Consider the following 13,878-nt stretch of genomic DNA (forward strand, 5'->3'; position numbering starts at 1 on the left):
AACAAAAGGTTAATTTATAAGCGTCTCGAATAATTTTGTATTCGTTGTAATTAGGAGTCTAACAACAAAATAATTTCAGCTTTTTTCCTTACAGAAATTGGGATTTCAACTTTGTTTTTTAAAACTAAGGCGTTGTTTTTTATAAAATCTATTTCTAATTGGTTAACTAAATAGGACTGATGAGGTCTTATAAAACCATGGCTTGAAAGTAGGTCTTCAAAATGCTTTAAATTTTTGGACGCCAAAATAGATTCTTTTTTTGTTATAATGTTTGCGTAGGCACCTTCGGCTTGACAATACAAAATATCAATTAGGTTGATAAAATGAATTTTATTGGTGGTTTTAATTACAATTTGAGACGTTTTGTCTTCTTCAATATTGTCTATTAATAGCTTTAGTTCTTTAGCATTTGACACGTGTTTTTGTGCTTTGTCAATCGCATGTTGTAGCTCTGAAGGATCAATAGGTTTTAATAAATAATCTAATGCATTAAATTTAAAAGCCTTTATAGCATATGCATTAAAAGCGGTAATAAAAATAAGTTTAAAATCTAATTGAGGTAACTGTTTTAGTAAGGAAAAAGCATTACCATCTTCCAACTCAATATCCAGAAGTACAATATCGGGATTTACTTGTGGAAGTAGGCGTTTGGCCTCTTTTATAGATGCTATTTCTGCGACAATCTCGCAATTAGAATACAAGATGTTTAGTAATTTTTTAATTACTATTCTCACATTTTTTTCGTCGTCTATTATAGCTACTTTAAACATTAAATTAAATTTAAATAAAACGTGACTGTTGTACCTGGACTGTTTTTATTTGAATGGATGGAAAATAATTTGCTTTCGTCTAATTTCCTTAAATGTAAGCGTTTTTTAAAGATGTCTATAGCGTGCTCTCTATCTGTTGCTTTAAGCGATTTGCTTAATCCAACACCATTATCTTTAATTTTAAAGCACAATAAGTCGTTTTCTTTGGTGATTTTTATCTCTAAAAGCCCTTTCTCAGATTTCGGTTTTAAACCGTGTTCTATTGCGTTTTCAACAAATGGTTGTAATAACATTGGTGGTATTTTAATATAAGAAGCATCAATATTATTATCAATAGTTATGTTGAAATCAAATTTGTTTTCAAACCTTAATTGTTGTGTTTCTATATAGTTTTTTAGGGCATCTAAATCTTCTGATAAATGAATCTCCTTCTTGCTAACAAACTCAAAATTTTGTCTAATTAATTTAGCAAATTTGGACAGGTAAGATGCCGATTTTATAGGGTCGTTATCAAAAATGGTTTTTTGAATAGCAGTTAACGCATTAAAAATAAAATGCGGGTTCATTTGAGTTTGTAATACCTTTTGTTCTAAGAGGAGTTTTTCTTGTTTTAATTTTAATTTACTGTTTTTGTTTTTTTGAAATATATACAGTACTAAAAACAATAATAAACCCAGTAAAATAGCAAAGATGACTTTGTTTTTAGTATTACTATTTTTCTCTTGACTCAGCTCTTTTTCTTTAGTAATAAGATTATATTGGTCTTTTATTAGTTTTATTTTTTCAACATTTTCAGCTTTGGTTAATAAGTCATTAACGGAGTCTTTTTTTGTAATATATTTTGTCGAATTTTTAAAATTTTCATTTTTAATTGCGCTTTCTAATAAAACACCATATATTTCTTTTTGAAGTGATAATCTTCCTGCTTCTTCTTCAATTTTTAAAGCCTTTAAATATAAAGAATCGCATTGTTTGTAATGTTTTTCCATAAAAAACACATAACCTAAATTACGTAGTGGACTTGAGTTTAAACGATTAACGTCTTTGTTTATATCAATGGCTTTTTGGTAGTACTCTTTAGCCATTTTTAAACTGTCTGATTGTTCTAATATAAAACCAATATTGTTATAAGATGCAGACAACTCTTCCTTGTTATTGGTTTGTAATTGGATAGTTGCAGCTTGTTTTACATAGGTTATAGATTGCTTTAAATTGTTATTCTGAAAAGCAATATGCCCTAAGGAATTAAGTGCTTTTGCTTCTCCTGTTTTGTCACTAATAGTCCTAAAAATGTTTAATGCTTTTTCAATATGAATTAAGGCATTGTCGTTTCTAGAAAGAAAAGCTTCGGAATCTCCAATAAGCATATTGGTTTTTGCGATAAAAATCTTATTGTCTTCTTTAATAAATGAAACTAACGCTTTTTTAAAGCTTGCAATCGCTTCAATATCTTTTTCTAAATGACCAAGTGCTTTCCCTTTTTCGTAGTATAAAAGTCCTGTGTTGTGATTTGATAGAATGTCATTTTTAGCAATACTATCTATTCTTTTTACAGATTTAGCGTAGGTTTCGGCATTTATAAATAGTACAAATGCTTCATCCGTTTTATGGCTTTGCGACGGTTTTTTTTCGCAATTAATAAAAATCAAAAATGTTGCTATTAGTAATATAAGGTTGGTTTGTTTCATTTATTATAATAAGCTAGTGTCACGTTTATTATTTACGAATATAATCTTTATACAATAAGTCTGTCAGAGTGTTCTTCTTTTATCTAAAAACTAAAGGCGCTACAAATAAGTAAAAACAGTATATTGTTAAGCTGTGATCTAAACTATTTTTATAACAAGCTTAAATCAAATACAAATATTTTTGTGTTTTATCAAAAATTAGGTAAATGCCATTTTGTATTATTTATTTATTTATTTATTGTTTTTTTTGCTCAATTTTCACTAATTTATTATTGTAGGAAACAGCTTTCTTTTAGGTTAATGGAGGGCGATATGCTCTAACGTTTATGGCTAAGTTGTTTTTAATCGTAATGTTTAGATTTAATTCGCTTTTTTGATTTTATTGAATTATCTTTTTCCAATCAAACCGTTTGTTTTTTATAAAATATACAATTGTTGGATATAATTAAAAATATTATAAGACAATGTAGGGGCAGTAACTATATATTTTTATGGGTAAGTTGGAAAAAATATTAATTAAAGAATTACAAGAATTATATGGCTTTTCGGATAGTTATATAGAGTCCTTACAGGATGGTTTACTAATAACAAATACTGAGGGAAAAATACTTCTTGTAAACACGGCGCTAAGTCAAATTACAGGTTTTGATAAAACGGAATTGCTTAACGCTGATTTACCATTTCCATTTTGGCCTCCAGAATATAGAAAGGATTATAAAGCGTTATTTGAAAAACAATCTAGTGGTTATGTAAAGCGAGAATTTCAGGTAGTTTATATGCATAAAAATGGGGTTAGATTTTCCGTTTCTGTTTTTTTTGCTAGTATATTAGATGCTCATGAAAAAGTAATCGCTTATATCGGGTTTATTCAAGATTCAGAAGAGGAGATTGCTCAAAAAATTAAGAATACAACTAATAACAATAACGAAATTTTTTCTGTTTTAAATTACAGAAAAAAATATCTGGATTTGTTAGTCGAAAAAAGGACTATCAGGAAGTTAAATGATACTTTAAATAATATTTCAGACGGGTTTGTATCTCTAGATTCTAATTGGTGTTATACTTATATTAATAAAAAAGCAGCAGATCTTTTAGGAAGGAAACCAGAATCTTTAATAGGAAAACATATTTGGACTGAGTTTCCTGAAGGTGTTGGGCAATCTTTTTACAAGGCTTATCATAAAGCTTTTGAAACTCAAGAAACGGTTTATTTTAACGACTATTATGCGCCATATGACCAATGGTTTGAAAATAAAATATACCCATCTCCAGACGGAATATCCATTTATTTTAATGATATCACTGCTCTAAAAAATGCAGAAGCATTATTAGATAAAAGTGAACAAAATTTAGAAAACATAATTAATAATATCGGAGACCCTGTTGTTGTAAAAAATGACAAGAGCCAGATGATTATCGTTAATAATGCATTTTGCAAAATGTTTAATCGTTCTAGAAGCCAACTTTTGGATCGATCAATACCAGAAGGATTATCATCGGCTGATTGGGAAAAATTTATTGAAGTTGATAAAAAAGTACTAGAAACAGGTGTTGAGGATTTATCTGAAGAAAGTTTTACGCTAGAAGGAAAAGAAAAACGAATCATTTCTACAAAAAAAACTAGATTTATAGATAAAGAAGGCAATAAATTTATAATTGGTACCATAAGAGATCTTTCAGAACAAAAAAAGGTAGATGCTAATAATCAAATGCTTTTGTCTCTAATTGAGACTAGTAATGACTTTATTGGATTGGCAACTTTAGAGGGTAAACCTATTTACCTAAACATACAAGGTAAAAAAATGATTGGGTTGCAACAAGAGGACAATTTACCTCTTAATATATCACATGTTTTTCCAGACGACAAACGTAAAAAAGTATTAAACGAGCATTCTACAGTAATTAATAGGAAAAGCGAATGGAATGGGAAAGCAACCTTTAAAAATTTAAAAACAGGACAATTATTTCCAATAGAAATGTCTGGGTTTATAATTAAGGATGAAAAGACTAATATACCATTGTCTTTGGGTATTGTAGCAAAAGATATATCTGAAAACCAAGAAGCTGAGAAAAAATTAATTAAAAGTGAGCAATTATTTAAACGCTTAACATCTAAGGCACCTGCAGGAATATTTCAAACGGATACAGAGGGCGCTTGTAGTTATGTAAACAAAAGATGGTCAGAATACGCAGGACTATCTTATGAGGAGGCTATGGGATATGGTTGGGCAGATACTATACATCCCGATGATAAAGATAGGATTCTTGTAGAATGGCAAAAATATATGTTGTCAGAAGATAATGAGATTGAAACTGAATTTAGGTTTCTTCATAAAAACAAGAAAGTCACATGGGTGTCTGTTAAAACAGTAGGGATTTATGATGCTCAAAATAAGTTGTACGGTTATATTGGTATGGCTTTAGATACTACAGATAGAAAGGAAGCCGAACATAAACTAATAAAAAGTGAACAATTATTCAGGCGTCTATCGTCTAATGCTCCGGTAGCTATTTTTCAAACAGATCAAGATGGTGCTTGCAATTATGTTAATCAAGAATGGATGAAATATTCAGGGTTAACGTTTAATGAAGCTCTAGATTCTGGATGGTGTAATGCAATACATCCAGACGATAGAGATTACGTAATGATAGAATGGGAAAAATCAGTAGCCTCAAAAAAGGAGTTTATATTAGATTATAGGTTTCTTGATAAAAAAGGAAAGTCAACATATCTATCTGCAAAAACTACAGGTTTGTATGATACAAATAATCAATTGTATGGTTATGTTGGGATGCTAGTTGATATAACAGAACGTAAAGAAGCTGAAGAACAAATTATTAGTAGTCAAAAATATTTAAATAATATTATTAATACTATCGGGGATCCTGTGTTTGTAAAGGATGATAAAAGTCAATTTATACTTGTAAACGATGCCTTTTGTTTAAATTTTAATCTTCCTAGGGTAGACATTATTGGGAAGAAAATGACGGATAATCTTTCTTCACAAGTAGAAGAAAAGATTTTGAAGAGTGATAGAGAAGTGTTGTTAACCGGTGTGGAGAGCATTTCAGAAGAAACTATTAGTTTAAATAATAATGTTAAAATTCTTTCTAGTAAAAAAACCCGATTTATTGATAGTAATGGTGATAAATTTATAATTGGGGTAATAAGAGATCTTACTGAAATTAAAAAAGCAGACGAAGAAATTAGGATGGCGCACCAACGCTTGACAACACACTTAAATAACTCTCCATTGGCGATAGTAGAATGGGATAAAGATTTTATAGTATCTAGCTGGTCTGCACAAGCCGAAAATATCTTTGGTTGGAAAGCATCTGAAGCTTTAGGAAAACAATTGATTGATTTAAATTTGGTTTTTGAAGAAGATATACCTAAAACGGAGAGTATTTCTAACGAGTTAAGAAGTGGTAAGGTAAAAAGCAACACAATAATTAACCGTAATAATACAAAAGCAGGAAAGGTTATTTATTGTCAATGGTATAATTCTGTTTTACAATCTTCAGATGGAAAAGTAGATACTGTTTTATCTTTGATACAGGACGTGACAGAGCGTAAAGAGGCTGAAGAAAAATTAATAAATAGTGAGCAATTATTTAAACGGTTATCATCTAATGCGCCTGTCGCAATTTATCAATCGGATAAAGAAGGGCTATGTAATTATGTTAATGAAGAATGGATAAAATATTCTGGATTAACTTTTAATGAGTCTTTAGGTTCGGGTTGGGTAAATGCAATACACCCAGATGATCAAAATAGGGTGGCTAAAGAATGGAAGCTAGCAATTAGTCAAGGAAAAGATTTAATTTCAGATTTTAAGTTATTAAATAAAAAAGGAGAAACACTATGGCTTACTGCTAAAACAAGTGGATTATATGATGTTAATAATAAATTATACGGTTACATAGGGACTTTAGTGGATATTTCTGAACGAAAAAAGGCAGAATTTGAATTAGAAAAATACAGGAATAATTTAGAACAATTAGTAGCGTTAAGAACTGAGGAATTAGAAAAAGAAAAAGTCAAAGCTCAATCTGCAGATTTAATGAAATCGGCCTTTTTAGCAACTATGTCACATGAGTTAAGAACACCTATGAATTCCATAATTGGTTTTACAGGTTTATTATTAAAAGAGATAGCAGGACCATTAAATAATGAGCAGAAAAAGCAAATTAAAATGGTTAAAAATAGTGGAGAGCATCTTTTAAGTTTGATTAATGATATTTTGGATATTTCTAAAATTGAAGCTGGTAAACTAAAAGTGTCATTTAGTCCTTTTTATTATCTAGTTTCTCTAGACAAAACAATAGCATTTTTAGCGCCTCAAATATCTAGTAAAGGGCTTAATATTCGAACAGAAATTAGCGAGATGGATATTACTTTGGTTAGTGATGAAGGGCGTGTAGAACAAATACTTTTAAATTTGATTTCAAACGCTATTAAATTTTCAAGTCAAGGCACAATTGTAATAAAGGTAGAAGTGAAAGATAAACTATTAGTTACACAAATTATAGATCAAGGTATTGGTATAGATAATAAAGATCTTAGTAAACTGTTTAGACCTTTTGTTCAAATAAAAGGAGATAAAAACAAACAACACGAGGGTACGGGGCTAGGGCTTTCTATTTGTAAAAGTTTAATTAATAAGCTTGGAGGAACTATTGAGGTGGAAAGTGAAGTAGGAAAAGGAAGTAATTTCACATTTAAATTACCATTATCATATTCTAATAATAAATAATATGAAGACAATATTAATAGTAGATGATATTTTTGAAAACCTATATCTTCTTAGGGTGTTATTAGAAAAAGAAGGGTACACGGTTATTGAAGCTAATGACGGTAAAGAAGCGCTTGATAAATTAGAAGATAATACTGTTGACCTTATTGTTTCTGATATTTTAATGCCAGTTATGGATGGCTATATGTTTTGTCAAGCTTGTAAAAAAGACAAACGTTTTGAAGCCATTCCGTTTGTGTTTTACACCTCTACATATACAGAGAAAACAGACGAAGATTTTGGTCTGAAACTTGGAGCTGCTCATTTTTTAAGAAAACCAACAGACCCGGATAAGATTTTGGGCCTAATCCAAACATTATTGGAAACGGATAGCACTGCGGAAAAACCAAAAATTAAAGAAGAGTTTACAGAGCAAGAAGTATTAAAATTATACAGTAAACGTTTAATTAGTAAGTTAGAACAGAAAAATCAAGATTTAGAAAAAGAAATTTTTGAACGCGAAAAAGTTGAGTTAAAACTAATTAATGAAAACGCTATTTTAGATCTAATAGCAAACAACAAGCCTATTAAAGAGGTGTTTAATCACATCATTAATAATTATGAAGCAAGTCGACCAGAGCTTTATGTGTCTATAAGTTTATTAGAAGAGGATGGAGTTCATTTAAATTTTATATCAGGACCAAGTTTGCCTAAAGCTTATGCTAAGGCTATAAAGCGTATAGCTATTGGTAAATCAGTTGGGTCTTGTGGGACCGCTGCATTTACAAAAAAGGCAATCATAGTTGCGGACATAAGTACACATGCGTTGTGGGTGGATTATAAGGATTTAGCTTTAAAGTATAATTTAAAATCGTGCTGGTCTATTCCAATACTTTCAGAAAAAAACAAAGTATTAGGGACTTTTGCTATATATAGTAGTGCAATTAAAACACCTACTTTAGGTAATATTAAGGAGTTAAATTCAGCAGTTAATCTTGCCAAAATAGCCATTGTAAAATTTAATATTATGGCCGAGATTAAGAAAAGAGACGAGTCGTATAAAACACTTGTCAATCATGCAAGTGATGCTATTTTGACGTATTCGTTTGATGGTAAGATACATAGTTTTAATAAGGCAACATACACAAAGTTAGGTTACACGCTAAAAGAGTTTTCAAAATTACAATTAAAAGATATTGTTGTTGGCCCCATTATAGAAAGTACTGAACACTATGATAGGCTAATGTCTGGTGTCTCTGTTATTTTTGAGAAAAAACTAATTTGTAAGGATGGGACCATACTTAATATTGAAGTTTCAGCAAAAAGAGAAAAAGAAAACAGAATTCTGTCAATTGCCAGAGATATTACAGAACGTAAAAAGGCAGAAATAAGACTTTTAGAGAGTGAGCATAACCTTAGGCAGTCTCAAATAGTAGCTAATATAGGCAGTTTTACTATTGATTTAGAATCAGATTCATGGGGAAGTTCTCCTGTTTTAGATGATATTTTTGGAATTGATCAACATTATATCAGAGACAAAGATGGCTGGTGTAGAATCATTCATCCAGAACAAAAAGAAGAAGTTTTAGAACATTTTGATTACTGTATTCATAATAGAAAAAAAATAAATATAGAATACAAGGCAATAAAAATCAATACTGAACAAGAAATCTGGGTACATGCTATTGGTGAGTTGCTTTTTGATAGTAATACAAATCCAGTAAAAATAATTGGAACTACGCAAGATATTACAGAGCGTAAAAAGGCGGCGGTAAAACTTGAAGAAAGCGAATATAATTTAAGGCAATCACAAGCGGTTGCTAATATTGGGACTTTTTCGTTTGATATGGTTTCTAAAACCTGGAAATGCTCAAAAGTCTTAGATGATATTTATGGTTTTAAAAATCAAAAAATTAAAATTGTTGATGACTGGGTAAACATTATTCATCCTGAAGATAAAGAAGAAGTTTTAAATCACTTTGAGCATAATGTATTAGTCAAGGGGGAACGTTTTAATAAGGAATACAGGATTATTAGAAAAGACAATAATAAAATTGTGTGGGTACATGGTTTTGGAGAATTAGTCTTGGATAGTTTAGGAGTGCCCTTTAAAGTAATTGGAACCACTCAAGATATTAACGACCGTAAAAAAGCAGAAATAAAACTTTTTGAAAGCGAGTATATTTTAAGACAGTCACAGATTGTGGGTAACATTGGGTCTTATGCTGTAGAGCTGGATACCATGACTTGGACAAGCTCTGATGTTTTAGATAAAATTTTAGGTATTGATAAGTCTTACGTTAGAACAGTACAAAGCTGGGGCGATTTAATCCATCTAGATGAAAGAGCAGAACTGTTAGACTATTTTGAATATTGTGTTAAAAATAACAAGAAGTTTAGCAGAGAATATAGGGTTGTTAGAGCAATTGATAATAAAAATATTTGGGTGCTGGGTGTCGGTGAATTACTTTTTGATAATGAAGCTAAACCTATCAAATTAATAGGAACCATCCAAGATATAACAAGTAGAAAAGAGTCCGAAATTATAATCCAAGAAAGTGAAAGGTCATTACGTTTAGCACAAAAAATAGCTAAAATTGGAAGTTTTAACCTTAATTTAAAAGATTTAGTTTCAGAAAACTCTAATACGTTTAATGATATTATTGGTATACCGTATGACAAGCCCGTAGATTTTAAATTATGGCAATCTATAGTGCATCCTGAAGACCGATTAATAATTAAAGAGGCTTTAATTAATAGTCAGAAAAGTGATCATAAATTTGATTTAGAATATAGAATACTGACTAAAGATAAAAAGGAGTTAAAATGGATTCATGGTTTAGGCGAAGTTATTTATAACCATGATAAACCGGTTAATTTTATAGGTACAATACAAGATATTACAAGTCGTAAACAGTCAGAATTAAAACTTCAAGAAAGTGAGTATAATTTAAGACAGTCTCAGATAGTTGCAAACATTGGGTCGTACACCGTGGATTTAAATACAATGACTTGGAAAGGGTCTGCCATTCTAGGACGATTGTTCGGTATTCATAAAGAACACCCAAACACAATGGAGGGATGGGGGAGTCTTATTCATCCGGAAGATAGAGACGGAATGCTGACTTATATTGAAGAGGGTATAAAAAACAATATAAAGTTTAATAAAGAATACAGGATATTAAGATTAGATACCAAGCAAGAGCTATGGGTGCATGGTATTGGAGAGCTGGTGTATGACAGTGAGGGGAGAGCTGTAAAAATAATAGGAACCATGCAAGATGTTACCCAACGTAAGCTATCCGAAGTTAAAATACAAGAAAGCGCAAAAGCATTACAAGAGGCACAAAAAATAGCAAAAACTGGAAGTTTTAAATTATTTATAAAAACATTATTAGGAGAAACCTCTAATACTTTTAATGATATACTTGGGATTGATTATGATGCTGAAATTAATTTTGAATTGTGGAAGTCCATAGTGCATCCAGACGACAGGGTTTTAATTAAAGAAGCGGTTATACAAAGTCAATTATTAAAGCAAAAATTTAATTTAGAATATAGGGTTTATACAAAAAATAATAAAGAATTAAAGTGGATACATGGTCTAGGCGAAATCGTATATGACAATGGTGTTGCAGTCAGTTTTGTAGGGACGATTCAAGATATTACCGAACGTAAAAAAGCAGAGATTGAATTAAAAATTGTAAACGAGTTTACAGAAAACTTAGTAATGTCCATGCAAGAAGGCTTGCTTATGGTTGATTTAGAGGGGACTATTATTAGAGTGAATGAGTCTTACTGTAATATGTTGGGGTATTCTAATGACGAGCTTATAGGTATGGAATTACCGTATCCTTTTGCTCAAGAGAAGGACTACGAAAGGATGATGGAAATTAAGGATTTGATTGCACAGGGTAAAGCACCGTCCTTTCAATTAGAATTTGTTAGAAAAAATGGAAGTAAGTTTATAGCATCATTTTTGGCGGGTCTAATTAGAAATGATAATGATGAGGTTATTGCCATATTTGCTTCTGTAAAGGACGTGTCTGAAGACGAAAAACTAAAAGAAACTTTAAAGGAAATAGCAATAAAATCGACGCAAAAAAAGGAAGTCATTTTACAATTAGCTAATCTAGTTGGTCAAGACTTTAATACATCACTAAATAAAATAACCGAATTATCAGCCAAAACTTTAAATATAGAAAGAGTTAGTGTTTGGAGTTTTAATAACGGTAAGGACCAGTTGACTTGTCAAAAAGTGTATACATTAGCAAGTAATAGTTATCAATCAGGATGCTCAATGTCTTATAAAGATAATCCTAAGTATTTTAAAACATTATCTAAAAACCACGCTATATTGGTGTCTGATGCGCAAAAGGACGCCATCACAAAATCAATGAATAAGGACTATTTAATGCCTAATAATGTTACATCAATTATGGATGTTTTTATTAATAGTGCTAATGGGTATTATGGTGTAATCTGTTTTGAAAATGTTGGATTACCATTAAAAAAATGGGCACCAGAAGATCAAGAATTTGCGACATCTATAGCTAGTATTGTTTCTTTAATTTTAGAAAGTACAGAGCGTAAAGTGGCGGAAAGTAATCTGAAATTAGAAAAAGAATTTTCTGAAGAGTTAATTACGTCACTTCATGATGGGTTATCTGTTGTGGATCTTGACGGTGTGCATATAAAAGTAAATTCAGCTTTGTGTAATATGACTGGATTTACTGAAGACGAATTACTAGGTATTAAAGCGCCTTTTCCATATTGGCCACCAGAAGAGTATGAGAATATATATAATGCTTTTAATAACCCAATAGAAAGTTTTGGGTCTAATAAAAGATTTATTTTAATGCGTAAGAATGGCGAACGTTTTCCGGCTTCGTTTTCAGACTCAGTAATTAAAAATAAAGACGGAGAGGTCGAAGCGTATTTCACCACCATAACAGATATTTCTTTAAGGGTAAAAGCAGAAAATATTTTAAAAGAAAATATAATAAGATCTGATCAACGAAAAAATATTATTATACAACTGGCAAGTCTTATTGGAGAAGACTTTGACTTGTCGTTGCAAAAAATAGCAGAAACATCAGCTAAGGCATTGGATGTAGATTTAGTAACTATTTGGAAGTATAAAAAAGGAAAAACAGAATTGCTAAGCAAACTTTTTTATAATGGACTTAATCAAGAGTTTCAGAAAGAACAACTAACAATAAAGCAAGTTAATTTCCCGCATTACTTTAGTGTATTTGAAAACAAAAACAGTATTAATATTTCGGATGTTGTTAACGATCCGATAACAAAATCGTTTTCTGATGAGTTTTTTATACCGTACAATATATCCTCAAGAATTGATGTGGTTATTTATGGAAGGCATGATAATTATGGTATTATTAGCTTTGAAAGTACAATGCCAAAAAGGGTTTTTTCAAATGAAGATGAAAGCTTTGCAACATCTATAGCAAGTATAGTGTCATTACTTGTAGAAAGTAAAGAACGCACTATAGCGGAAAGTAGAATAGCAAAAGCTAATATACAATTAGTAGAAGCTAACAAGGAGTTGACTACTTTACGTAATCAATTAGAACAAGAAAATGTATACTTAAGAAACGAGTTAGATTTAGTATTTAACTATGAAGAAATGGTATATGGTAGTGTAGAGTTTAGTAATGTTTTAAACGAAATTGAAAAAGTAGCACCAACCAAAGCGACTGTTTTACTACAAGGAGAGTCTGGTACGGGTAAAGAGTTGTTAGCAAGAGCAATACATAATACAAGTACAAGAAATAAGAAACCATTAATTAAAGTCAATTGTTCTGCTATACCAAGAGAGTTGATAGAAAGTGAGCTTTTTGGTCACAAAAAAGGGTCTTTTACAGGCGCGTTTAGCGATAAAGTAGGAAAATTTGAATTAGCAGATGGTGGAACTTTATTTCTAGACGAAATAGGTGAGTTGCCTTTAGATATGCAACCAAAAATTCTAAGATTCTTGCAAGAAGGAGAAATTGAAGTCGTTGGTGGCGCTGTATCCAAAAAGATTGATGCTAGAGTTATTGCAGCAACTAACAGAAATTTGGTAGAAGAGATTCAGAAAAAACAATTTAGAGAAGATTTATACTTTAGGCTTAATGTCTTTCCAATAGATGTACCTCCTTTACGTAAACGTAAGGATGATATACCTTTATTGGTAGAGCATTTTGTAGATAAATTTAATAAAGCTTACGAAAAGAATATAAAGTTTATTCCGGATGAGGCTATGAGTAAGTTAAGAGCTTACAATTGGCCAGGAAATATAAGGGAACTTGAAAACCTAATTGAAAGAGCATCAATACTGTCTAACAGTGATACTTTAAGTATTCCTGGTTTTGAAACTACAAACCAAAAAACAAAGCAACGTATTAACACTGTGGATCTTACTATGGATACTGTTATGCGTAATCATATACTTCAAGTCTTAGAAGAAAGCCAATGGAAAATTAGTGGTGCAAAGGGTGCTTCTGGTGTGTTAGGACTAAAACCTAGTACCTTACGTGATAAGATGAATAAATTAGGTATTAAAAAGCCAGATTAAAATAACGGTATACCGTGACTTTTGTATTTTTAGTTAAAAATTTAACGGTATACCGACGCTTATAATTTTATTAAAAAAAAGTAAAAAAATCATAAATCACTTAAAAT

At 30.6% G+C, this 13,878-nt stretch carries 4 protein-coding genes; 2 read left to right on the top strand and 2 right to left on the bottom strand.

The features are described from left to right. Positions 1-50 precede the first annotated feature (50 nt). A complete protein-coding gene (locus ACZ2G2_RS11890; protein WP_101202305.1) occupies positions 51-770 on the bottom strand; it encodes a LytR/AlgR family response regulator transcription factor in 720 nt (239 codons plus the stop codon). Then, entirely contained in the window at positions 770-2,458 is a 1,689-nt protein-coding gene (locus tag ACZ2G2_RS11895; protein ID WP_470392292.1) for a tetratricopeptide repeat-containing sensor histidine kinase, read from the bottom strand. The genes ACZ2G2_RS11890 and ACZ2G2_RS11895 overlap by 1 nt, the downstream gene beginning before the upstream one ends. A 500-nt stretch (positions 2,459-2,958) precedes the next feature. On the opposite strand from ACZ2G2_RS11895, the gene ACZ2G2_RS11900 reads away from it, so the two are divergent. Continuing rightward, positions 2,959-7,215 (top strand): PAS domain S-box protein, encoded by a 4,257-nt coding sequence (locus tag ACZ2G2_RS11900; protein ID WP_470392293.1) that lies wholly within the window; start codon positions 2,959-2,961, stop codon positions 7,213-7,215. Position 7,216: 1 nt separating this feature from the next. Next, the gene (locus tag ACZ2G2_RS11905; RefSeq protein WP_470392295.1) at positions 7,217-13,771 is read left to right on the top strand and encodes a PAS domain S-box protein; all 6,555 of its coding nucleotides are present in this window, start codon (positions 7,217-7,219) and stop codon (positions 13,769-13,771) included. Positions 13,772-13,878 lie beyond the last annotated feature (107 nt).

The sequence above is a fragment of the Olleya sp. KKT75 genome, from assembly GCF_055635485.1.